Source organism: Streptomyces sp. NBC_01296 (assembly GCF_035984415.1).
Taxonomy (GTDB): Bacteria; Actinomycetota; Actinomycetes; order Streptomycetales; family Streptomycetaceae; genus Streptomyces.
Genome location: NZ_CP130720.1, coordinates 4,502,673 through 4,525,804, shown reverse-complemented (window position 1 = coordinate 4,525,804; position 23,132 = coordinate 4,502,673). Strand labels below are relative to the sequence as shown.

Annotated in this window: 19 protein-coding genes and 2 pseudogenes; 11 read left to right on the top strand and 10 right to left on the bottom strand. The window is 69.5% G+C overall.

Translation table 11 applies throughout. The annotated features are described in order from the left end of the window. The first annotated feature begins 22 nt into the window (after positions 1 to 22). Together OG299_RS20415 and OG299_RS20410 are read left to right on the top strand one after the other, a co-directional pair. Positions 23 to 1,105, top strand: a complete 1,083-nt coding sequence (locus OG299_RS20415; RefSeq protein ID WP_266627592.1) for an inositol-3-phosphate synthase — start codon at positions 23 to 25, stop codon at positions 1,103 to 1,105. 105 nt (positions 1,106 to 1,210) lie between these two features. Continuing rightward, complete coding sequence (locus OG299_RS20410) at positions 1,211 to 2,503, top strand: MFS transporter (protein WP_266627590.1); 1,293 nt, start codon at positions 1,211 to 1,213, stop codon at positions 2,501 to 2,503. 13 nt (positions 2,504 to 2,516) lie between these two features. Here OG299_RS20410 and OG299_RS20405 read toward each other — a convergent pair whose 3' ends face one another. Continuing rightward, positions 2,517 to 3,959 carry a CCA tRNA nucleotidyltransferase gene (locus OG299_RS20405; protein WP_327362234.1) on the bottom strand — a complete coding sequence of 481 codons (1,443 nt, stop codon included), beginning with the start codon at positions 3,957 to 3,959 and terminating at the stop codon, positions 2,517 to 2,519. A gap of 185 nt (positions 3,960 to 4,144) precedes the next feature. Here OG299_RS20405 and OG299_RS20400 point away from each other — a divergent pair, with 185 nt between their 5' ends. The 7 genes from OG299_RS20400 (at position 4,145) to trxA (ending at position 13,620) form a co-directional block, all read left to right on the top strand. Continuing rightward, positions 4,145 to 6,412, top strand: a complete 2,268-nt coding sequence (locus tag OG299_RS20400) for a DUF6049 family protein (RefSeq protein WP_266627586.1) — start codon at positions 4,145 to 4,147, stop codon at positions 6,410 to 6,412. Between the two features lie 46 nt (positions 6,413 to 6,458). Further along, on the top strand, positions 6,459 to 8,633 hold the full coding sequence (gene murJ, locus OG299_RS20395) for a murein biosynthesis integral membrane protein MurJ (RefSeq protein ID WP_327362233.1): 2,175 nt from the start codon (positions 6,459 to 6,461) through the stop codon (positions 8,631 to 8,633). A gap of 118 nt (positions 8,634 to 8,751) precedes the next feature. Beyond that, entirely contained in the window at positions 8,752 to 10,473 is a 1,722-nt protein-coding gene (locus OG299_RS20390; protein ID WP_327362232.1) for a protein kinase family protein, read from the top strand. 24 nt (positions 10,474 to 10,497) lie between these two features. Further along, entirely contained in the window at positions 10,498 to 11,199 is a 702-nt protein-coding gene (gene sigM / locus OG299_RS20385) for an RNA polymerase sigma factor SigM (protein ID WP_266627581.1), read from the top strand. Continuing rightward, a complete protein-coding gene (locus OG299_RS20380) occupies positions 11,196 to 12,143 on the top strand; it encodes an anti-sigma factor family protein (RefSeq protein WP_327362231.1) in 948 nt (315 codons plus the stop codon). The genes sigM and OG299_RS20380 overlap by 4 nt, the downstream gene beginning before the upstream one ends. Positions 12,144 to 12,268: 125 nt before the next feature. Continuing rightward, entirely contained in the window at positions 12,269 to 13,228 is a 960-nt protein-coding gene (gene trxB / locus OG299_RS20375; protein WP_266627578.1) for a thioredoxin-disulfide reductase, read from the top strand. Between the two features lie 53 nt (positions 13,229 to 13,281). Then, positions 13,282 to 13,620, top strand: coding sequence for a thioredoxin (gene trxA / locus OG299_RS20370; RefSeq protein ID WP_266627576.1), 339 nt, complete (start codon positions 13,282 to 13,284; stop codon positions 13,618 to 13,620). Positions 13,621 to 13,721: 101 nt separating this feature from the next. On the opposite strand, the gene OG299_RS20365 is transcribed toward trxA, so the two are convergent. The 9 genes from OG299_RS20365 to rpmH all read right to left on the bottom strand — a co-directional run bounded on the left by OG299_RS20365 (position 13,722) and on the right by rpmH (position 20,156). Beyond that, positions 13,722 to 14,339, bottom strand: coding sequence for a GNAT family N-acetyltransferase (locus OG299_RS20365; protein WP_327362230.1), 618 nt, complete (start codon positions 14,337 to 14,339; stop codon positions 13,722 to 13,724). Positions 14,340 to 14,444: 105 nt separating this feature from the next. Continuing rightward, on the bottom strand, positions 14,445 to 15,539 hold the full coding sequence (locus tag OG299_RS20360; protein ID WP_266627573.1) for a ParB/RepB/Spo0J family partition protein: 1,095 nt from the start codon (positions 15,537 to 15,539) through the stop codon (positions 14,445 to 14,447). Beyond that, positions 15,536 to 16,621: an AAA family ATPase gene (locus OG299_RS20355; protein WP_323139574.1), complete on the bottom strand. Its 1,086-nt coding sequence runs from the start codon at positions 16,619 to 16,621 to the stop codon at positions 15,536 to 15,538. Before OG299_RS20355 ends, OG299_RS20360 begins: the two co-directional genes overlap by 4 nt. Positions 16,622 to 16,856: 235 nt before the next feature. Continuing rightward, a complete protein-coding gene (gene rsmG, locus OG299_RS20350) occupies positions 16,857 to 17,573 on the bottom strand; it encodes a 16S rRNA (guanine(527)-N(7))-methyltransferase RsmG (protein WP_266627572.1) in 717 nt (238 codons plus the stop codon). A gap of 136 nt (positions 17,574 to 17,709) precedes the next feature. Next, positions 17,710 to 18,222, bottom strand: a complete 513-nt coding sequence (locus tag OG299_RS20345) for a Jag family protein (protein ID WP_030153171.1) — start codon at positions 18,220 to 18,222, stop codon at positions 17,710 to 17,712. Between the two features lie 15 nt (positions 18,223 to 18,237). Next, positions 18,238 to 19,341: a membrane protein insertase YidC gene (yidC, locus tag OG299_RS20340; RefSeq protein ID WP_327362229.1), complete on the bottom strand. Its 1,104-nt coding sequence runs from the start codon at positions 19,339 to 19,341 to the stop codon at positions 18,238 to 18,240. Positions 19,342 to 19,344: 3 nt separating this feature from the next. Next, entirely contained in the window at positions 19,345 to 19,626 is a 282-nt protein-coding gene (yidD, locus tag OG299_RS20335; RefSeq protein ID WP_078613072.1) for a membrane protein insertion efficiency factor YidD, read from the bottom strand. Further along, positions 19,623 to 19,997 (bottom strand): ribonuclease P protein component, encoded by a 375-nt coding sequence (gene rnpA / locus OG299_RS20330; RefSeq protein WP_078987192.1) that lies wholly within the window; start codon positions 19,995 to 19,997, stop codon positions 19,623 to 19,625. Before rnpA ends, yidD begins: the two co-directional genes overlap by 4 nt. Positions 19,998 to 20,018: 21 nt before the next feature. Next, on the bottom strand, positions 20,019 to 20,156 hold the full coding sequence (gene rpmH / locus OG299_RS20325) for a 50S ribosomal protein L34 (RefSeq protein ID WP_008741645.1): 138 nt from the start codon (positions 20,154 to 20,156) through the stop codon (positions 20,019 to 20,021). A gap of 355 nt (positions 20,157 to 20,511) precedes the next feature. On the opposite strand from rpmH, the pseudogene dnaA (OG299_RS42765) reads away from it, so the two are divergent. Next, a pseudogene (gene dnaA / locus OG299_RS42765) lies at positions 20,512 to 20,811 on the top strand (chromosomal replication initiator protein DnaA); the annotation flags it as partial. 96 nt (positions 20,812 to 20,907) lie between these two features. Next, a pseudogene (gene dnaA, locus OG299_RS20320) lies at positions 20,908 to 22,296 on the top strand (chromosomal replication initiator protein DnaA); the annotation flags it as partial. Positions 22,297 to 23,132 lie beyond the last annotated feature (836 nt).

Genomic DNA, 23,132 nt, shown 5'->3' with positions numbered 1-23,132 from the left:
GAACAAACAGGGAGCAACCGGAATGGGTTCGGTTCGCGTAGCCATCGTCGGCGTGGGCAACTGCGCCGCCTCGCTGGTGCAGGGCGTCGAGTACTACAAGGACGCCGACCCGGCGGCCAAGGTCCCCGGTCTGATGCACGTCCAGTTCGGCGACTACCACGTGAGTGACATCGAGTTCGTCGCCGCGTTCGACGTCGACGCGAAGAAGGTCGGCCTCGACCTTTCGGACGCCATCGGCGCCAGCGAGAACAACACCATCAAGATCTGCGACGTCCCCAACTCGGGCGTGACCGTGCAGCGCGGCCACACCCTGGACGGCCTGGGCAAGTACTACCGCCTGACGATCGAGGAGTCCGCCGAGACCCCGGTCGACGTGGTCCAGATCCTCAAGGACCGCGAAGTCGACGTCCTGATCTGCTACCTGCCCGTCGGCTCCGAGGCCGCGGCGAAGTTCTACGCCCAGTGCGCCATCGACGCCAAGGTCGCCTTCGTCAACGCCCTCCCGGTCTTCATCGCCGGCACCAAGGAGTGGGCCGACAAGTTCACCGAGGCCGGTGTCCCGATCGTCGGCGACGACATCAAGTCGCAGGTCGGCGCCACCATCACGCACCGCGTGATGGCGAAGCTGTTCGAAGACCGCGGTGTCCGTCTTGAGCGCACCATGCAGCTCAACGTCGGCGGCAACATGGACTTCAAGAACATGCTCGAGCGCGACCGCCTCGAGTCGAAGAAGATCTCCAAGACACAGGCCGTCACCTCGCAGATCCCCGACCGTGAGCTCGGCGAGAAGAACGTCCACATCGGCCCGTCCGACTACGTCGCGTGGCTCGACGACCGCAAGTGGGCCTACGTCCGCCTCGAAGGCCGCGCCTTCGGCGACGTCCCGCTGAACCTCGAGTACAAGCTCGAGGTGTGGGACTCCCCGAACTCCGCCGGTGTCATCATCGACGCCCTGCGCGCCGCGAAGATCGCCAAGGACCGCGGCATCGGCGGCCCGATCCTGTCGGCCTCGAGCTACTTCATGAAGTCCCCGCCGGTGCAGTACTTCGACGACGAGGCCCTGGCCAACGTCGAGAAGTTCATCAAGGGCGAGGTCGAGCGCTAAGTCGCACCCCAAGGGTCTTCGGACACCTGGTCTTCGACTGTTCTTCCGCGGAGGGTCCCCGGGCAATGCGCCCGGGGACCCTCCGCGTATGTGACCCTTGCCCTCATGCCTGTCGTACGTGATCTGCGCGTACTCCTGCGCCTGAGGGACTTCCGCAACCTGCTCGCCGTACGGCTGCTCTCCCAGGCGGCGGACGGCGTGTACCAGGTGGCGCTCGCCACGTACGTGGTGTTCTCCCCCGAGAAGCAGACCTCGCCCGCGGCCATCGCCTCGGCCATGGCGGTACTGCTGCTGCCCTACTCGGTGATCGGCCCCTTCGCCGGGGTGCTGCTCGACCGCTGGCGGCGCCGGCAGGTCTTCCTCTACGGCAACCTGCTGCGGGCCTTCCTCGCGTGCGGCACCGGAGTGCTGATCGTCACGCACGTCCCCGACTGGCTCTTCTACGCCTCCGCCCTCTCGGTGACGGCCGTGAACCGCTTCGTCCTGGCCGGGCTCGCCGCCTCCCTGCCCCACGTCGTCGACCCCGCCCAGCTGGTCACCGCGAATTCGCTCTCGCCCACGGCCGGGACGCTCGCGGCGGTCGCCGGCGGCGGACTCGCCTTCCTCGTCCAGCTGCTGGCCTCCGACTCCAACGCCCTGGTGGTGCTGCTCGGCGCCGCGCTCTACCTGTGCGCGGCCCTGGTCTCGCTGCGTCTGGCCGTGGGGCTGCTCGGGCCGGACCACCCTGCCGGACGGGTCCACCCGTCGGTCGCCGAGGGGGTCGCCCTGACCGTCCGCGGCATGGTCGAAGGGCTGCGGCACCTGGCCTCCCGGCGCGAGGCGGCCCAGACGCTCACCGCCATGACCCTGATGCGCTTCTGCTACGGGGCCCTGTTCGTGATGCTGCTCATGCTCTGCCGGTACTCCTGGTCGGACACGGATTCCGGCGGCCTCGCCCTGCTGGGCATCGCGGTCGGGGTCTCCGGGGCCGGGTTCTTCACGGCCGCCGTCGTCACCCCCTGGCTGGTGGGCCGGCTGGGCACCCGCGGCTGGATCACGGCCTGCTCCGCCGGGGCAGCCGTCCTGGTGCCCCCGCTCGGCCTGTTCTTCAGGCCCGGACCGATGCTGGTCGCGGCCTTCGTGCTCGGCCTCGCCACCCAGGGCGCCAAGATCTCCACCGACACGGCCATCCAGTCCCATGTGGACGACGACTACCGCGGCCGCGTGTTTTCCGTCTACGACGTGCTGTTCAACATCGCGTTCGTGAGCGCGGCCGCCGTGGCCGCCCTCATGCTCCCCCCGGACGGGCAGTCCGTCGTGCTGATCGTGAGCGTGGCCGTTCTCTATGCGCTGACGGCGCTCCACCTGAAGCGGCAGGGCGATGTTTCACGTGAAACATCGCCCCGCTCGGACGCGTGATGCTCCGGCCGCATCAGGCCTGAGCGGCCCACCACTCCTTCAGCGCGGTCACCGCGGCGTCGCGCTCCATGGGGCCGTTCTCCAGCCGCAGATCGAGCAGGAACGCGTAGGCCTTGCCGATCACCGGCCCGGGGCCGACGCCCAGCACCTCCATGATCGCGTTGCCGTCCAGGTCGGGCCGGATGGCGTCGAGCTCCTCCTGCTCCTGCAGCTGCGCGATGCGCTCCTCCAGACCGTCATAGGTGCGGGAGAGGGCATTGGCCTTGCGCTTGTTGCGGGTGGTGCAGTCGGACCGGGTCAGCTTGTGCAGGCGCTCCAGCAGCGGGCCGGCGTCGCGGACGTAGCGCCGCACCGCGGAATCGGTCCACTCGCCGTCCCCGTAGCCGTGGAAGCGCAGGTGAAGCTCCACGAGCCGGGACACCTCCTTGACCATGTCGTTGGAGTACTTCAGCGCGGTCATGCGCTTCTTGGTCATCTTCGCGCCCACCACCTCGTGGTGGTGGAAGGAGACCCGGCCGTCGCTCTCGAACCGGCGGGTGCGCGGCTTGCCGATGTCGTGGAGCAGGGCGGCCAGGCGCAGCACCAGGTCCGGGCCGTCCTGCTCGAGCGCCATCGCCTGCTCCAGCACGATCAGCGAGTGGTCGTAGACGTCCTTGTGCCGGTGGTGCTCGTCACTCTCCAGCCGCAGGGCGGGCAGCTCGGGCAGCACGTGGTCGGCCAGCCCGGTGTCCACGAGCAGGCCCAGGCCCTTGCGGGGGTGCACGGACAGCAGCAGCTTGTTCAGCTCGCCCTGCACCCGCTCCGCCGAGACGATCTCGATCCGGTCGGACATCGCCTGCATCGCCGCCACGACCTCGGGGGCGACCTCGAAGTCGAGCTGGGCGGCGAAGCGCGCCGCACGCAGCATCCGCAGCGGGTCGTCGGAGAAGGAGTCCTCCGGGGTGCCGGGAGTGCGCAGAACGCCCGCCTGGAGGTCTTCCAGGCCGCCGTGCGGGTCCACGAACTCCTTCTCCGGCAACGCGACCGCCATCGCGTTCACGGTGAAGTCGCGGCGGACCAGGTCCTCCTCGATCGAGTCGCCGTAGGAGACCTCCGGCTTGCGCGAGGTGCGGTCGTACGACTCCGAGCGGTACGTGGTCACCTCGATCTGGAAGCCGTCCTTCTGGGCCCCGACGGTTCCGAAGGCGATGCCGACGTCCCACACCGAGTCGGCCCACGGCCGGACGATCCTCAGAACGTCCCCTGGGAGGGCGTCGGTGGTGAAGTCGAGGTCGTTGCCGAGACGCCCGAGCAGCGCATCGCGTACGGACCCGCCGACCAGGGCGAGGCGGAAGCCCGCCTCGTGGAACCGGCGGCCGAGATCGTCGGCGACAGGGGCGACCCGCAGCAGTTCACTGACCGCGCGGTGCTGCACCTGACTCAGGGCACTGGGATTGTCTGCGTTGGCGTTCGGCACAACAGAAAAGGGTACGTGCCCGGCCCGGCGAGGGCTTCCCTGTTTGTGGCCACCCCGGCCTGCGGCGCCCCCGAGGCGGCCCCGATCATGTGGAGCAAGGCGCGGCACTCGCGCACAGCGCGCCTCGTTACCATTCGTGGACGCACAAACGACGACCACTGACACTTCGAGGGACGGGCTAGCGCGTGGCCGAGGCGGCAGACATCCAGGGGGCACCCCCCGCACCTGCCCGGCGCCGCTGGCTGCGGCGCGCAGTCGTTCTGCTGGCCGGGACCCCCGTGCTCGCCGCTCTGGTCTACTCGCCCGCCCCACAGGCCGCCCAGGCCGCCGACGCGGGCACCGTCGACGTGCAGCTGGACGGAATGGCCCCCGCGGCCCCGGTCAAGGGCGACACGCTCACCATCTCCGGCAGCGTGGTCAACAACGGCCGCGAGACGATCACCGGCGCGCACGTGGGTCTGCGCGTCGGGCCCGCCCTGGGCGACCGGGCCTCCATCGACGAGGCGGCGGAACGCGCCGGGTTCCGGGCCGGCACGGATCCCGGGGAGATCGACCCGGCCTATGCCGTGAAAATCCCCTCGCTGCCGTCCAAGGTCAAGCAGGACTTCACCCTCACCATCCCGGTCAACAAGCTGGAACTGGACAAGGACGGCGTCTACCAGATCGGCGTCTCGCTGTCCGGCGAGACCGAGAGCCGCCAGTACGAGCAGGTCCTCGGCATCAAGCGGACCTTCCTGCCCTGGCAGCCGGAGGCGGCCTCCAAGCGCTCCCAGCTCACCTACCTGTGGCCGCTGATCTCCGGCACGCACCTGACGGCGGAGACCGGCTCGGACGAGCTCCAGACCCCCGTCTTCCTCGACGACTCGCTCGCCGACGAGCTCAAGTCCGGCGGGCGCCTCCAGCAGATGGTCGCCCTCGGCAAGGACCTGCCCGTCACCTGGGTCGTCGACCCCGACCTGCTCTACACGGTCGACGCGATGACCAAGGGCTATCGCTACCGCACGCCGGACGGGCGGATCGTCCAGGGCAAGAACAAGGCCGTCGCCGAGCAGTGGCTGAGCTCCCTGGAAGCCGCGGTCCAGGGCAAGAAGATCGTGGCGCTGCCGTTCGCCGATCCGGACATCGCCTCCCTCGCCCACCAGGGCAAGGACGTCTCGGGCACCCTGGGCCAGCTGCGGCCGGCCACCGACAAGGCGAAGCAGGCCGTGGAGACGGTGCTGCACGTCTCCCCGTCCACCGACTTCTCCTGGCCCGTGGACGGCGCCATCGACCCGTCGATCGTCAACGTGGCCACCTCGGCAGGCGCCCACAACGTCCTCACGCGCAGCGACAGCCTCCAGGAGACCGGCGCCCTGGGATACACCCCCTCGGCCGCCCGTCCCATCGGAGCGGGCACCACAGCCGTCGTCGCGGACGCCGATCTCTCCACCGCCTTCGAGGGCGACATGCTGGGCGCCGGGAACTCCACCCTGGCCGTGCAGCGCTTCCTCGCCCAGAGCCTCGCCCTGAACCTGCAGAAGACCGACAACCAGCGCAGCTTCGTCGTCACCCCGCAGCGGATGCCCTCCTCCAGCCAGGTACAGACGATGGCAGCCGCCCTGCGGGGCCTGCAGGCGGGCCGCTGGACCCAGCCGGCCGACCTCGAGGCCGCGGCCACCACCAAGCCCGACCCGGGCGTCAACACCCAGGTCCCCGGCGCCGGCCAGTACCCCGATGCGCTGCGCAAGACGGAGCTTCCGGTCTCCGCCTTCGAGAAGATCCGCACGACCCAGAACACCCTGGACCACTTCAAGGTGATCCTCACGGCGCCCGACCGCGTGGAGATCCCCTTCGGGAACACCACCAACCGCGAGATGTCCACCTCCTGGCGGGGCCGCCCCGAGGAGGGCCGGCTCTACCGGGACCAGGTGCAGGAGTACCTGATCGGCCTCACCGAGAAGGTCAAGGTCGTCCCCAAGTCCGACGCCACCCTGTCCGGGCACAGCGCGACCATCCCGGTCAGCGTCCAGAACAGCCTCGTCCAGGACGTCCACAACCTGGTCCTGCGGGTGAAGTCGGCCAACCCGACCCGCCTGGTGTTCGGCGACAGCGGCCAGGCCGAGCAGGAAGTGACCGTCACGGGCGGGCACAGCCAGACGGTGAAGTTCACCGCCAACGCCACCGCGAGCGGCCCCGTCGAGGTCACCGCACAGCTCTTCACCACGGACGGCGTGCCCTACGGCAAGCAGCGCAAGTTCACCGTGGAGGCCACCGAGATCACTCCCACCGTGATGCTCGTCATCGCCGGCGGCGTCCTCCTCCTCGTCCTCGCAGGCATCAAGATGTACGCCAGCCGCAAGCGCGTCGCGGCCCGGGCGGCCGCCGAGGAGAACACGCAGCCGAGTGACGAGACCCCGGACACCGGACCGCAAAGCACCGGGCCGTCCGGCACGGGTGAGACAGTGGACCGTTGAGCGATGCCGTGGCCGGTCGGCCTGGGGACGATGAGGTGGGGTTTCGATGAACGCGCCGTACGACGGTGACCGCGCGCAGGGCACTGGTGGGCCCGCGCCCTCCCAGGGCACTGCCCCGGGCACCCCGGTGCCCGGGCAGGTTCCCGTGCCTGCGCCCGCGCCGGACCGCGACCCATATGTCCAGGACGCCTACGACCACGACCCCTACCGGTCGCAGGACCTGTCGGCCCAGGATCCCGTCGCCGAGGTCCTGTACGACCGGGCCTCCCACCCGCCGCCGCCGCCCGGCACCTACCAGGAGCCCGGGCCGCTCTACGCGGCGCCCCAGACCCCCGTGCACGCCCCTGACCCGCACGTCTGGGCCCAGACTCCGCCGCCCGAGCCGGACGGGCCCTCCCGGCACCTGCCCTACGGCGACCACGCCACGACCACCCAGTTCGTCGGAGTGGACTCCCTGGTCACCAAGGCGGCGGACGAGCAGCCCGAGCCCGACGCCTTCGCGCACCTCTACCGGGACCAGCAGGGGACTCCCGGCACCACCGCCGAGGACCCCCCCGTCGCCGCCCCGGCACCGAGCAAGCCCGCCGGGCGCGCCTCCAGCCTGCTCAAGTCCAGCGCCCTCATGGCCGCCGGCACGATCGTCTCCCGCATCACCGGCTTCCTGCGGACCCTCGTCATCGCCGGTGCCATCGGCGTCGGCACGTTCAACGACACGTACCAGATCGCCAACACCCTGCCGACGATGATCTACGTGCTGGTCGGCGGCGGCGCCCTCAACGCCGTCTTCATCCCGCAGCTGGTGCGGGCCATGAAGCAGGACGACGACGGAGGCGAGGCGTACGCCAACCGCCTCCTGACCCTCGTCGTGGTCCTCCTGGCCGCCATCACCACCATCTGCGTCCTCGCCGCACCGGTGTTCATCACGATGATGTCGCCGAAGCTCGCCTCCGACCCCCAGCAGATGGACGTCGCGGTCGCCTTCGCCCGCTACTGCCTGCCAACCATGTTCTTCATGGGCATCCACGTGGTCCTCGGTCAGATCCTCAACGCACGCGGCCGGTTCGGCGCGATGATGTGGACCCCCGTCCTCAACAACATCGTCGTCATCGCCACGTTCGGGGCCTTCATCTGGGCCTTCGGCGGTTTCACCACCTCCGGTGTCGGTGCCACCACCGTCACGGCCGACGGCGTCCGCCTGCTCGGCCTCGGCACCCTCCTGGGCCTCACCGTCCAGGCGCTCGCAATGCTGCCCTACCTGCGCGACGCCGGCTTCAAGCCGCGCCTGCGCTTCGACTGGCGGGGCCACGGCCTCGGCAAGGCCGCCCGCCTGGCCAAGTGGACGTTCTTCTTCGTCCTCGCCAACCAGATCGGCCTCGTCGTCGTGACCCAGCTCGCGACCTGGGCCGGATCCGTCGCCGAGAAGCAGGGCCACCCCGGCACTGGGATCACGGGCTACCAGTACGCGCTGCTGCTGTGGCAGATGCCGCAGGCCATCATCACCGTCTCGGTCATGACGGCGGTCCTGCCCCGCATTTCCCGCTCCGCCCACGACGGGGACGCCGCCGCCGTCCGCGACGACATCTCCTACGGGCTGCGCACCTCGGCCGTCGCGATCGTGCCGTGCGCCTTCGCGTTCCTCGCGCTCGGCGTCCCCATCGCCACCCTGCTCTACGCCAGCTCCGGTTCCGGCGCCCAGAACATCGGCTACATCCTGATGGCCTTCGGCCTCGGACTCATCCCGTACTCCGTCCAGTACGTTGTCCTGCGCGGGTTCTACGCCTACGAGGACACCCGGACACCCTTCTACAACACCGTCATCGTCGCCGCGGTCAACGCGGTCGGCTCCGCCGCCGCGTTCTTCGTGCTCCCCGCCCGCTGGGCGGTCGTCGGCATGGCCGCCGCCTACGGTCTCGGCTACGCGGTCGGTGTGGGCGTCGCCTGGCGGCGCCTGCGCAACCGGCTCGGCGGCGACCTCGACGGCGCCCACGTCATGCGCACTTACGCCCGCCTCACCGGCGCCTGTGTCCCCGCGGCCGCTGTGGCGGGCGCCGCAGCCTACGCGGTCACCCAGTGGCTCGGCAGCGGAGTCACCGGCTCCCTCGCCGCCTTGGTCGTCGGCGGCATCGCACTGGCCGTCGTCTTCCTCGTGGCTGCCAAGAAGATGCGCATCGAAGAGCTCAACGCCATGGTCGGAATGGTTCGCGGACGCATGGGGCGCTGAATGCGCACAACCGTCGGACCCCTTCGCGTGTCGTGCATAGCGCCGGACTGTGGGCACAATTGGCATGGCTTCGCAGACTGGCCGACAGCGCGTAACGGATGGGGAGGCAGGAACGACGGTGGCGGAACGTAGCACGGCTGCCGTCGACGTGGCCGACAACGGCGGCAACGAGCCGCCGGCCGCAGATGCGGCAAAGGCCACGGCCGACGGGGTGGACACCCAGAACGGACGAGCCGCGGACGGACGCATGCCAGAAAAGGACGGCGAACGCAGAAAAGCGGCCCCTGCTGCCGCCCCCGAACTCCACAGCGGCCACAAGCTCGCCAGGCGCTACCGCCTCGAAGAGTGCGTCACCCGTCTGGACGGATTCAGCAGCTGGCGTGCGATGGACGAGAAGCTGCGCCGGGCCGTGGGCGTCCATCTGCTGCCTGCCGACCACCCGCGGGCCCGCGCCGTCCTGGCCGCCGCCCGCTCCTCCGCGTTGCTCGGCGACCCCCGGTTCGTCCACGTCCTCGACGCCGTGGAGGAGAACGACCTCGTCTACGTCGTCCACGAGTGGCTGCCCGACGCCACCGAGCTGACCGCGCTCCTCGCCGCGGGCCCCCTGGAGCCCCACGAGGCCTACCAGCTCGTCACCCAGGTGTCCCAGGCCATGGCCGCCGCGCACCGCGAGGGCCTGGCCCACCTGCGCCTGACGCCCAGCGCCATACTGCGCACTTCCACGGGCCAGTACCGGATCCGCGGGCTCGCCGTGAACGCCGCCCTGCGCGGCATCACCAGCGACACCCCGCAGCGGGCGGACACCGAGGCCATCGGCGCACTCCTGTACGCCGCCCTGACCCAGCGCTGGCCGTACGAGGTCGACGCCTACGGCCTCGCCGGCCTGCCCAAGGGCGTCGGCCTGATCGCGCCCGACCAGGTCCGCGCCGGGGTGCACCGGGGGCTGGGGGAGCTCGCCATGCGCGCCCTCGCCAACGACGGGGCCACCGCTTCCCGTCAGGAGCCCGCCTGCACCACCCCGGAGGAGCTGGCCAAGGCCGTCGCCGCGATGCCCCGCATCCGGCCGCCGGAGCCCGCTTTCACCCCGCCCCCCGAGTACCAGCACACCACCTACCAGCAGGGCAGCTACGGCCGGCCCATGCCGCCCGGAGCGCCTACCACCGCGGTCCGTCCCGTCGTACCTCCGCCGCCCCCGCTGCAGAGCCGTACCGGCCGGGTCCTCAAGTGGGGTGTCGCGGCCCTGCTGATCGCCGCCCTCGGCCTGGGCAGCTGGCAGCTCGCCGACACCCTCCTGGACCGCGGCAAGCAGGGCAGCAGCGGCAGCAACCAGACCCCGCACAACAAGGGTGACGACGAACCGGCGGCCAAGGACCCCACTCCGCTCGCCATCAAGGGAGCCGAGGAGTACTTCCCCGACGGCACCCCGCAGGACAAGGACGGCGTCTCCCACACCTACGACGGCGACGCCTCCACGTACTGGCGGACCAAGAGCTTCATCGACGGCCCCCAGGTCGTCATCAAGCCCGGCGTCGGCATCGTCTACGACCTCGGCTCCGAGCAGGAGGTCAGCGCCGCCTCGATAGCGCTGCGGTACCCCGGCAACCACACCACCGCCGCGCTGTACGCGACCAACGGCACCTCGTCGTCGACCCCGGTCAGTTCGATGACGAAGATCGCCGCCAACACGACTTCGGACACCACTCTCACTCTGAGCGCCGAAAAGCCCGTCAAGACGCGCTACGTCCTGGTGTGGATCACCGCCATGCCCATGGCCGGCGCCGACACCTACAGCAACGCGGGCTACAAGCAGGCGATCACGGACGTGAAGTTCACGGGCTGATACACCGCAGGGGAGGGCTCACCGTTGGACGGCTCCGCGCCCGGCAGCAGCAGCGACCAGGAACTGCTGGCGCTGCATGTCTCCGGTGATCCCGACGCCTTCGGGGAGCTCGTGCGGCGGCACCGCGACCGGCTGTGGGCCGTGGCCCTGCGCACGCTCGGCGACCGCGAGGAGGCCGCCGACGCCGTGCAGGACGCCCTCGTCTCCGCCTACCGGGCCGCCCACACCTTCCGCGGGGAATCGGCCGTCACGACCTGGCTGCACCGCATCACCGTCAACGCCTGCCTCGACCGGGCCCGCAAGGCGGCCTCCCGCAGAACCGCGCCCCTCGACGACACAGAGCGCCTGGAGCGCCTCCTGGAGCCCCACGAGTCCGCCGAGGCACCGGCGGAGCGCCAGGAGCTCCACCGGCAGCTCCTGGACGCTCTCGGCACGCTCCCGGCCGAGCAGCGGGCCGTCCTCGTCCTCGTCGACATGCAGGGATACCCCGTCGCCGAGGCCGCACGTATCCTCGACGTCCCCACCGGCACGGTGAAGAGCCGGTGCGCGCGCGGCCGGGCGAAACTCCTCCCGATGCTCACTCATCTGCGCTCGAATGCCGGGGATAACACCGCCGCCGAGCGGGGAAGGAACCGGACGCCGGGGACTCCCGTCCCACCAGCGGCAGACCCCAGTCAGCCAGCCCCAGACGCAGACACGGTGAAGGGCGGAGGTGGACGAACGTGACTCCCGCAACCGGCACGATCCGGCACCCTGACGTCTCGGAGATCTCCGACCTGACCGAGGGGCTCCTGTCCCCGGTCCGGACCGCCGAGGTACGCCGCCATCTGGGCGCCTGCCCGCTGTGCGCCGACGTCCACGCCTCCCTGGAGGAGATCCGGGCGCTCCTCGGCACCCTGCCGGGACCGCCGCGGATGCCCTCCGACATCGCCGGGCGCATCGACGCGGCACTCGCCGCCGAGGCCCTCCTCGACTCCACCACGCCCAAAGCCGGTACCGCACAGGCCTCCGAGCCCGGCACTCCGCGCGATGTTTCACGTGAAACATCGCCCGCCACACCCGCCGCTCCGGGCACCCGGCGGCCGGCCGGTCACCCGGCCGGAGCAACCGGCCCCGGGCGCCGTCGCGCCCGCCGCCGGATCGCCGTCATCGCAGGCCTGGCCGGAGCGGCCGCCTGCGCCCTCGGCATCTTCCTGGCGGGCAACCTGCTCGGAACCGGCTCCCCGGACACCGCCGCCCGTAAATCCGGCACGAGTGCAGCCGCCGAGGCCCCCACCGACGGTACGTACACCGCCCAGGGCCTCCAGGACAGCGTCCACCGGCTCCTGGTCCCCGGACAGGGCGCCAAGACCGCTCCGCAGGGGGAACAGCCGAACAACACGTACGGGTTGGAGAACTCCACGCCCTCACCAGGGCTGGTCCCCGGCGACCGCAACCGCACGGAAACCCCCTCGGTCCCGCCCTGCGTCCAGGGCGCCACCGGTCGCCCCGACACCCCGCTCGCCGCCGAACGCGGCAGCTACGAGGGCTCCGAGGTCTATCTCCTCGTCCTGCCGCACCCGGGCGACTCCACCCGCGTGGACGCCTATCTCGTCGGCGCCGGCTGCGCGGACACCCCCTCGGCCGAGTCCGGCACGCCTCTGCTGACCCGGACCTACCCCCGAAGCTGACACCTTGAGGTCCGGACGGGGGCGGGCCGGGAATGCATGCGCCGTAGGATCCGTTGGGTGGGGTGAGAGTTCACACCGGCCCCCCGGCAAGCAGCGCGCAGTCCACAGAGACGAGGAAGAAACCCGTGAGCGACGTACGAAACGTGATCATCATCGGTTCCGGGCCGGCCGGTTACACGGCAGCCCTGTACACCGCACGCGCTTCGCTCAAGCCGCTGGTCTTCGAAGGCGCCGTCACCGCCGGTGGCGCGCTGATGAACACCACCGAAGTCGAGAACTTCCCCGGCTTCCAGGACGGCATCATGGGTCCGGACCTCATGGACAACATGCGCGGCCAGGCCGAGCGCTTCGGCGCCGAGCTCGTGCCCGACGACATCGTGTCCGTGGACCTCACCGGTGAGATCAAGACCGTCACCGACACCGCCGGCACCGTGCACCGTGCCAAGGCCGTGATCGTCACCACCGGGTCCCAGCACCGCAAGCTCGGACTGCCGAACGAGGACGCCCTCTCCGGCCGCGGTGTCTCCTGGTGCGCCACCTGCGACGGGTTCTTCTTCAAGGACCAGGACATCGCCGTCGTCGGCGGCGGCGACACCGCGATCGAGGAAGCAACCTTCCTCTCTCGGTTCGCCAAGTCCGTCACCATCGTGCACCGCCGCGACAGCCTGCGTGCCTCCAAGGCCATGCAGGACCGCGCCTTCGCCGACCCGAAGATCAAGTTCGCCTGGGACAGCGAGGTCGCCGAGATCCACGGCGAGCAGAAGCTCTCCGGCCTCACCCTGCGCAACACCAAGACCGGTGAGACCTCCGAGCTCCCCGTGACGGGCCTCTTCATCGCCGTCGGCCACGACCCGCGCACCGAGCTGTTCAAGGACCAGCTGGAGCTCGACGAGGAGGGCTACCTCAAGGTCGACGCCCCCTCGACGCGCACCAACCTGAGCGGCGTGTTCGGCGCCGGCGACGTCGTGGACCACACGTACCGTCAGGCCATCACCGCCGCGGGAACGGGCTGCTCCGCGGCCCTCGACGCCGAGCGCTTCCTCGCCGCCCTCGCGGACGCCGAGAAGGCCCACGCGACGGTCTGACCCCCACGCACACCCCCCACCCCACACCCCGCAGGAAGAAATAGGAGGCCGCTGTGGCCGGCACCCTCAAGAACGTGACCGACGCTGACTTCGACGAGGTCGTCCTCAAGAGCGACAAGCCCGTACTGGTGGACTTCTGGGCCGAATGGTGCGGCCCGTGCCGTCAGATCGCCCCCTCGCTCGAGGCCATCGCGGCCGAGCACGGCGAGATCGAGATCGTCAAGCTCAACATCGACCAGAACCCGGCCACGGCTGCCAGGTACGGCGTCATGTCCATCCCGACCCTGAACGTCTACCAGGGCGGCGAGGTCGTCAAGACCCTCGTCGGTGCCAAGCCGAAGGCCGCCATCCTGCGCGACCTCGAGGGCTTCATCGAGGCCAAGGCCGTCTGACGGCCGACGCTCCGCCCGGCGGTGGCCGGGTGAGTTTCACGTGAAACGGGGCCGCCCCCTCAAGGGGCGGCCCCGTTCGCACATCACAGCCCGTGCGGCCGTCACAGCGGGCGCAGCGCGGGCTCCTTGCGCGCCGCACCGAGCAGCCGGTCCAGCGCAAGCTCCACGTCTTCCTTCCACGAGAGCGTCGAGCGCATCTCCAGCCGCAGCCGCGGATGCACGGGATGCGGCCGCACCGTCTTGAAGCCCACGGCCAGCAGGTGGTCCGCAGGCAGCAGGCACGCCGGGCCCCCCCACCGCGCGTCTCCGAACGCCTCGATCGCACGGAACCCGCGTCGCAGCAGATCCTTGGCCACCGTCTGGACCATCACCCGGCCCAGGCCCTGGCCCTGATAACCCGGCATGATCCATGCCGTGATCAGCTGCACCGCATCCGGCGACACCGGACTCGTCGGAAAGGACGCGGCCCGCGGTACGTACGCGGGCGGCGCGTACAGCACGAATCCCACCGGGACGTCGTCCACGTAGACCACGCGGCCGCACGAACCCCACTCCAGCAGGACGGCGGAGATCCACGCCTCCTTCTCCAGCGCCGGAGTCCCCGCCTTCACGGCGGCCTCACCGCTGACCGGATCCAACTCCCAGAACACACAGGACCGGCAACGCCGAGGCAGGTCCTGAAGGTTGTCCAGCGTGAGTGGTACCAACCGACGCCCCATGAGCGCATCGTATCCACTGCCCGAATCAGGAGAAACCGCTACAAGGCAAAGGGGCGGACCGCGCCGGTTCGCACCGGCACGACCCGCCCCTCGGCGGCCGGGGACTCACTCCCCGGACAGTCCCTGCTCCAGCACCCGGCCTTCGCCCGGCGCCAGCGTCCCCAGAATCCGCTCCAGATCCTCCATCGAGGCGAACTCGACGGTGATCTTGCCCTTCTTCTGGCCCAGATCCACCTTCACCCGCGTCTCGAACCGGTCCGACAGCCGCGTCGCCAGCTCGCTGAGCGCCGGAGCCACCCGGGCGCCCGCCCGCGGACCCTTCGGCTTCACGGCTCCGGAGGGCTCCGAGCCCATCAGCGACACGATCTCCTCGACCGCACGCACCGACAGACCCTCGGCCACGATCCGGTGCGCCAGCCGGTCCTGGACCTCGGACTCCTCCACCGACAGCAGCGCCCGCGCATGCCCCGCAGAGAGCACACCCGCGGCCACCCGGCGCTGCACCGGCGGCGAGAGCTTCAGCAGGCGCAGCGTGTTCGACACCTGCGGGCGCGAGCGCCCGATGCGGTCCGCCAGCTGGTCGTGCGTGCAGTTGAAGTCCTGCAGCAGCTGGTCGTACGCGGCCGCCTCCTCCAACGGGTTCAGCTGCGCCCGGTGCAGGTTCTCGAGCAGTGCGTCCAGCAGCAGCTTCTCGTCGTCCGTCGCTCGGATGATCGCCGGAATGCGCTCCAGCCCGGCCTCCCGGCATGCCCGCCAGCGGCGCTCACCCATGATGAGCTCGTAGCGGCCAGGAGCCGACTGCCGCACCACCACCGGCTGAAGCAGACCCACCTCCTGGATGGAGGTCACCAGCTCCGCCAGCGCGTCCTCGTCGAAGACCTCACGGGGCTGCCGCGGGTTCGGCGTGATCGCGTCCATCGGGAGCTCGGCGAACGTCGCCCCGGCGACCACATTGGCCTCGGGCTCCACTGCCGCCGGCTTATCCGCCACCGCGAGCGCGACCGCCGATGTTTCACGTGAAACATCCGCCTGCGCCAGCGAAGCCAGCTTCGCCGCCGCGATCCCGCGCTCCGATGCCATGGCAGGCACCGCTGACGGGGACGTCGACCCGGCACCGATCACCGGCGGCGTCTTCTCCTGCGGAGCTGCGGGGATCAGCGCACCGAGCCCCCGTCCCAGACCCCTACGTCGCTCACTCACTGGATCCCCTCCGCCACACTCTGCGTGCTGTTCATGCCCGCGCCCAGATGGGCGTGCTGGGCGTCGTACGAAATTCCGGCCCCCCGCAGCGCGATCTCACGCGCCGCTTCCAGGTAGGAGAGAGAACCGCTGGAACCCGGATCGTAGGTGAGCACCGTCTGGCCGTAGCTCGGCGCCTCCGAAATACGCACCGACCGCGGGATGCTCGTGCGCAGCACCTCCTTGCCGAAGTGGGTGCGCACCTCCTCCGCCACCTGCGAGGCCAGCCGGGTCCTGCCGTCGTACATCGTCAGCAGGATCGTCGAGACATGCAGCGTGGGGTTCAGGTGGGCCCGCACCAGGTCGACGTTGCGCAGCAGCTGACCCAGCCCCTCCAGCGCGTAGTACTCGCACTGGATCGGGATCAGTACCTCGGCGCCGGCCACCAGCGCGTTCACCGTCAGCAGCCCCAGCGAGGGCGGGCAGTCGATCAGGATGTAGTCGAGCGGCTGCTCGTACGCCTGGATGGCCCGCTGCAGCCGGCTCTCCCGAGCCACCAGCGACACCAGCTCGATCTCCGCACCCGCCAGGTCGATCGTGGCCGGAGCACAGAAGAGCCCCTCCACGTCCACCACCGGCTGGACGACCTCCAGCAGCGGCCGGCTGTCCACGAGCACGTCGTAGATCGAGGGCACATCCGCGTGGTGGTCGATACCGAGCGCCGTGGAGGCGTTGCCCTGGGGGTCGAGGTCGACCACGAGGACCCGCGCACCGTGCAGAGCCAGCGAGGCCGCCAGGTTCACGGTCGTCGTGGTCTTGCCCACGCCGCCCTTCTGGTTGGCCACCACGATGACCCGCGTCTGCTCGGGGCGGGGCAGCCCCTCGCCGGCGCGCCCCAGCGCCTCGACCGCCAGCTGGGCGGCACGGCCGATGGGCGTGTCGTTGTCTACAAGGGGCGACGATGTTTCACGTGAAACATCCTCGCCCGCCGATTCAGAGCGGGGACCGGGGACCGGATCGGCCATCGGCCCCGCGAGGTTGGCGTCGGACCGCACGGTGTCACTCTCCTCGACATCAGGCTCGCGATGAACAGAGCCTGCCATGGCATCGGGGTTGCGAACCAGCGGGGCCCGTACTCCTGTGGATGAATCCACCGATGTGGACAACTCCGTCCCCCCTTCGTTCTTGCGATCGCGGGGGGACGCAGCCGCACGGCCGCGGCTGATGATTCCGTGCAGCAGAGAGCGACGTTTCACGTGAAACACGATGCCCGGACGGAGGCATCAGGCCGCTACGACACTCCGAAATCCATACCTATAGGGCTCAATGCACCCGAAATCAGCGACGCCGACGCGTCCGGCTGGTGCGAGCGGCCTTAGCCCGCTTGGCCGCGAACCTCACCCCACCGGGGCTTTCTCCGACCTCTACCCGGACCACCGTCGACATGGGATCCACCACACCCTCGCCCACGTGCAGCACCGAGGTCTTCACCACACCCAGCTTCGCCAGCGCGACCTTCGCCGCCACCAGCTCCTCCTCGGCAGTGTCGCCCTTCAGGGCCAGCATCTCCCCGTACGGACGCAGCAGGGGCACGCCCCAGCCCGCCAGGCGGTCCAACGGAGCCACGGCACGCGCCGTCACCACATGCACCGGCTGCACCTTGCCCAGAACCTCCTCGGCCCGGCCGCGCACCACCGTGACGTGGTCCAGGCCGAGCAGCTCCACGGCCTCCTGCAGGAAGGTCGTACGCCGCAGCAGCGGCTCCAGCAGCGTGATCTTCAGATCGCGCCGCACCAGAGCCAACGGGATACCGGGCAGGCCGGCACCCGAGCCGACATCGCACACGGTGACGCCCTCGGGCACCACCTCCGAGAGCACCGCGCAGTTCAGCAGGTGCCGCTCCCACAGCCGTGGCACCTCACGCGGGCCGATCAGGCCGCGCTTGACCCCCGCATCCGCCAGCAGCTCCGCATACCGCACAGCTTCCGGGAAAAACTCGCCGAACACCGCGCGCGCCTCTTCGGGCGCCGGGGGAAGCTCCGCTGCCTCCGTCACGGGGACCGTCCTTCCGTACCGCATGGATCGTTGAAAACGCACTGCTCGAACTGGCACCGCCCGAACGGGCACTGCCAGGCTGACAAACTTCGGCCCCGTCTGCGACACAGACGGGGCCGAACACTCAGGGTTGCGATCAGGCCGGCAGCACGACGACGAAGCGCTGCGGCTCCTCGCCCTCCGACTCGCTCTTCAGACCGGCAGCCGCCACGGCGTCGTGAACGACCTTCCGCTCGAAGGGCGTCATCGGGGCCAGCTTCAGCGGCTCGCCGGACGCCTTCACGTCCGCGGCCGCCTGGGCGCCCAGCGCCGCCAGCTCCTCGCGCTTCTTCGCACGGAACCCGGCGATGTCCAGCATCAGCCGGCTGCGGTCCCCGGTCTCCCGGTGCACGGCAAGGCGGGTGAGCTCCTGCAGGGCCTCCAGGACCTCACCGTCGCGGCCCACGAGCTTCTGCAGATCACGGCTGGCCGAGTCGCTGACGATCGACACCGCGGCCCGGTCGGCCTCGACGTCCATGTCGATGTCCCCGTCCAGGTCGGCGATGTCCAGCAGACCCTCGAGGTAGTCGGCCGCGATCTCGCCCTCCTGCTCGAGGCGGGTCAGGGTGTCGCCACTCTCAGCGGCGGCGGTGGTGGTGCCTTCCGTCACGGGAGGGACTCCTTCTTACTTCTTGGAAGAGGGCTTGGGGGGCGTCTGGCGCTGCGATTTCGACTGCCGCTTCGGCTGCTGGCGCTTGGCGGCAGTGCCGCTCGCCGCGTCCGAATCGGCCGTGGCCTCGACACTCTTGATCACAGACCCGTCCGCCTGGGCAGCCAGACCCTGCTTCGTGAGAGCCGCGATGAACTTGCGCTCGTTGTCGTTGCGGTCCGGGCCCTTGGCCACGATCGCCGCGACGATCTTCTTCTTGCCCCGGCCCTTCACATCGCCGTGCGTGGTGACGTGCTTCAGCAGACGGGTCAGGTACTGGTCCTGGGCCTTGCTGCCGGGCGTCGGGTTCTGGTTGATCACGTACATCTGCTGGCCCATGGTCCACACGTTCGTGGTCAGCCAGTAGACGAGGACACCCACGGGGAAGTTGATGCCCATGAAGGCGAAGATCAGCGGGAAGATGTACATCAGCATCTTCTGCTGCTGCATGAACGGCGTCTTGACCGAGAGGTCGACGTTCTTCTGCATCAGCTGACGCTGGGTGTAGAACTGCGACAGCGACATCATGACGATCATGACCGCGGTCACGATCCGGACGTCCATCAGGGAAGCGCCGAGCGCGGCGACCTTCTCCTCGCTGTCCGTGAACTTCGCGGCCAGCGGGGCGCCGAAGATGTGCGCCTGACGGGCGCTCTCCAGCAGCTGCTGGTTGATGACGCCGATGGTCTGGCCGTTGGCGATGGCCGAGAGCACGTGGTACAGCGCGAAGAAGAACGGGGACTGCGCCAGGATGGGCAGGCACGAGGAGAGCGGGTTGGTACCCGTCTCCTTGTACAGCTTCATCATCTCTTCGGACTGGCGCTGCTTGTCGTTCTTGTAGCGCTCCTGGATCGCCTTCATCTTCGGCTGGAGCGCCTGCATGCCACGCGTCGCCTTGATCTGCTTCACGAAGAGCGGGATCAGGCAGATGCGGATCAAGACCACCAGGGACACGATGGACAAGCCCCAGGCCCAACCGCTGTCCGGGCCGAAGATCGCGCCGTACAGACTGTGGAACTGGACGATGACCCACGAGACGGGCGTGGTGATAAAGCTGAACAGACTGGCAATCGTGTCCACTAATCAGGCTCCTTGAGCATTGCGAGATCTACGCAACGCACTGCGCAGCTGCTCGTGCCAACGCGGGCGTTTACGGGGTGGGACATGATCGACACCACCGGCGGACCACGGATTGCACCGCAGGATCCGCCAGCCGGTCAGAACCGTCCCCTTCACCGCACCATGCCGGTCGATGGCCGTGAACCCGTAGTGCGAGCACGAGGGGTAATAGCGGCACACCGGCCCGAGCAGCGGACTGATCGTCCACTGGTACAGCTTGATCAATGCGAGCAGCGGGTACTTCATCGAGCCACGCCTCCCAGGAGCCGCGACAGGGCGGCATCCAGGTCCCGGGCCAGTTCGTCGACACCGGCATCACCCGCGCCGGGCAATGCCCGTACCACCACCAGGCTACCGGCGGGCAGCTGGGACAGCCGCTCGCGGACAAGATGGCGCAAACGGCGCTTCACCCGGTTACGGACGACGGCGCCACCCACGGCCTTGCTGACGACGAAACCCGCACGCGTCGAGGGATCGATCTCCCCCGGCTCGTGCGGGTCCGTTGCACCGCTTGTACGTAGGTGGACGACGAGGAGCGGGCGACCAGCCCGGCGACCTCGACGTACCGCGCTCGCGAAGTCCTCGCGCCGCCTCAGCCGATTCTCGGGAGACAGCACGACGTCACGACCCGCGCGTTGTTACGCGGAAAGGGCGGCGCGGCCCTTGCCACGGCGGTTCGCGAGGATCGCGCGACCGGCACGGGTACGCATCCGCAGGCGGAAGCCGTGGGTCTTGGCACGACGGCGGTTGTTCGGCTGGAAGGTGCGCTTGCTCACTCGGGGGCTCCAGAGAATAAATCGTTGTGGCGGGACATCGCCTGGCTGTCACCGTGCGCCCACGAGGAAACTCGCGTGTTCGCCCGAGTGGCACCGCTAATCGATCACAAAAGGTGATCTTCGCCCATCGGTAGGCAGGCGGCAGCAGCCATCGACAACTCGACCTCGTTACGGTACGCGCGGCTACGCCATCCGGTCAAACCGAGGCTGCGAGGCCCCACACTGTGCACAGGCTGTGGACAACGACTTGAACCGTACCCGTCGGCCTGACTACCGTTGTCTGATCCCGGATTTTTTGTCCCGACCGTCCCAAAGAACCACACATTCGTGGGACCCCTGTGAGAGAGCGTGCTCTGTGGCTGACGTACCTGCCGATCTTGCCGCAGTGTGGCCAAGGGTGCTCGAAAAGCTCCTCGGGGAGGGACAGCAGGCCATCGAGCCCAAGGACAAGCAGTGGGTCGAGCGCTGTCAGCCCCTGGCTCTCGTCGCCGACACCGCGCTCCTCGCCGTCCCCAACGAGTACGGCAAGCGCGTCCTCGAGGGCCGGCTCGCCCCGCTGATCAGCGATGCGCTCAGCCGTGAGTGCGGCCGCCCGATCCGCATCGCCATCACCGTGGACGACTCCGCCGGCGAGCCCGCGCCCCTGCCGGCGCCCGCGCAGCAGCGCCCCGAGTCGTACGAGCCGTACGGCGGCCAGCGCTCCGGAGGCCACAACGGGCCGGGCGGCCCCGGAGGCCCCGGCGGCCCCGGCGACGACCAGCTCCCGACCGCCCGCCCCGCCTACCCGGACTACCAGCAGTCGCGCCCCGAGCCCGGCTCCTGGCCCCGCGGCGGCCAGCAGGACGACTACGGCTGGCAGCAGCCGCGCCTCGGCGGCTTCCCCGAGCGCGACCCGTACGCCTCCCCGCAGCCGGGCTACCTCCAGCAGTCCGAGCCCGGCGGCTACGAGCAGGGCTCCTACGAACAGCAGCAGTACGAGCCCCGCCCGCAGCAGTCCCATCAGTACGAGCAGCAGCAGTACGAGCAGCCGGCCCCGCGCCCGGCGCCCGGCCGGCCCGCGCCGCCCCCGGCCCCGTCCGGCGGCTCCACGTCGGGCCCGCTCGAGCCGACCGCCCGGCTGAACCCCAAGTACCTGTTCGACACCTTCGTCATCGGTGCCTCCAACCGCTTCGCGCACGCCGCCGCGGTGGCCGTCGCCGAGGCACCCGCCAAGGCGTACAACCCCCTCTTCATCTATGGGGAATCGGGTCTTGGCAAAACGCATCTGCTGCACGCCATCGGGCACTACGCGCGGAGCCTCTACCCCGGCACCCGGGTGCGGTACGTGAGCTCCGAGGAGTTCACCAACGAGTTCATCAACTCGATCCGCGATGGCAAGGGCGACGCGTTCCGCAAGCGCTACCGCGAGATGGACATCCTGCTCGTCGACGACATCCAGTTCCTCGCGAGCAAGGAGTCGACGCAGGAGGAGTTCTTCCACACCTTCAACACGCTCCACAACGCCAACAAGCAGATCGTGCTGTCCTCGGACCGGCCGCCCAAGCAGCTCGTCACCCTCGAGGACCGGCTCCGCAACCGCTTCGAGTGGGGCCTGATCACCGACGTCCAGCCGCCCGAGCTGGAGACCCGGATCGCGATCCTGCGCAAGAAGGCCGTCCAGGAGCAGCTCAACGCCCCGCCGGAGGTACTGGAGTTCATCGCCTCCCGCATCTCGCGCAACATCCGCGAGCTGGAGGGGGCGCTGATCCGGGTCACGGCCTTCGCGAGCCTGAACCGGCAGCCGGTCGACCTGGGCCTGACCGAGGACGTCCTCAAGAACTTGATCCCCGGCGGCGAGGACTCCGCGCCCGAGATCACCGCGTCGGACATCATGGCGGCCACCGCCGACTACTTCGGCCTCACCGTGGACGACCTGTGCGGCTCCTCACGCAGCCGCGTCCTGGTCACCGCCCGGCAGATCGCCATGTACCTGTGCCGGGAGCTCACGGACCTGTCCCTGCCCAAGATCGGGGCGCAGTTCGGCGGCCGCGACCACACCACCGTCATGCACGCGGACCGCAAGATCCGGGCGCTGATGGCGGAGCGGCGCTCCATCTACAACCAGGTCACGGAGCTCACCAACCGCATCAAGAACGGCTGAGCCGAGCCTCTTCAAACGCATCCAGAGGGCGCTCCCGGGGTACTTCGGGGGCGCCCTTCTTCGTCCGCGCGCCCCTGACCTGTTCGAATACGCCCCCTGTGGAGCAACTCATCCACAGATTCCCGGACTTTCCTCCGTCCACAGGCTGGGGACGGCTTCCGTCACCCACAATCTGTCCACAGGGGTGCCGTATGAGGCTCCATCAAGCCTGGTCAGCCGCCTGTGGAATTGTGCGCAAGCGCCATCCACAGGCTGTGGACAGAAATTTCATCCACAGGCTCGTCCACTCCTCTGTCCACCGCCGACCCACAGGTTGTCGGATCCTGTGCACAGGATCCGACGAGTTACCCACACCGTTGTCCACTGTTCGGCAACATTGCACCCCCCGTCACCGCCCTGAGTGAAAGCCGTCACATCGAAGTCGACGTTTGGGCTGTGGAGTACCGGGGGAAAGCTGGGGACACACCTGTGGAGTAGTCGGGGTCGCCTGGGGACGGCCTGTGCAGAACTTTTCGTTCTCCACAGAGACACCGTGTTGTCCACCGGTGTCACCCACAGGGTCGGTGGATAAAAAACGCGGGTTGACCTGCGAAAACGGGCTTATCCACCGTTTCCACAGGCCCTACTACTACCCCCATAGAGAGTTAGGCCGGTTTCGGTTTTCAAGCGGGTCCTGTGCACAACTCGGTGGGCACGCCTCCCCGACACCTCGCTCCCGACTTGACCTCCGGCAGCACCGACTGTCGGCGCCGTACGTCAGACTGGTCCCCGGCAACGAGGCTCCGAGCCACCGAGGGCATCGAGGCATCGAGCCGACGACGAAGGCCGGCAGACGA

Coding starts and splice junctions, on each gene's coding strand:
- OG299_RS20415 (WP_266627592.1), top strand. CDS start 23: ATGGGTTCGGTTCGCGTAGCCATCGTCGGCGTGGGCAACTGCGCCGCC.
- OG299_RS20410 (WP_266627590.1), top strand. CDS start 1,211: ATGCCTGTCGTACGTGATCTGCGCGTACTCCTGCGCCTGAGGGACTTC.
- murJ (WP_327362233.1), top strand. CDS start 6,459: ATGAACGCGCCGTACGACGGTGACCGCGCGCAGGGCACTGGTGGGCCC.
- OG299_RS20365 (WP_327362230.1), bottom strand. CDS start 14,339: ATGGGGCGTCGGTTGGTACCACTCACGCTGGACAACCTTCAGGACCTG.
- OG299_RS20355 (WP_323139574.1), bottom strand. CDS start 16,621: ATGGCAGGCTCTGTTCATCGCGAGCCTGATGTCGAGGAGAGTGACACC.
- yidD (WP_078613072.1), bottom strand. CDS start 19,626: ATGAAGTACCCGCTGCTCGCATTGATCAAGCTGTACCAGTGGACGATC.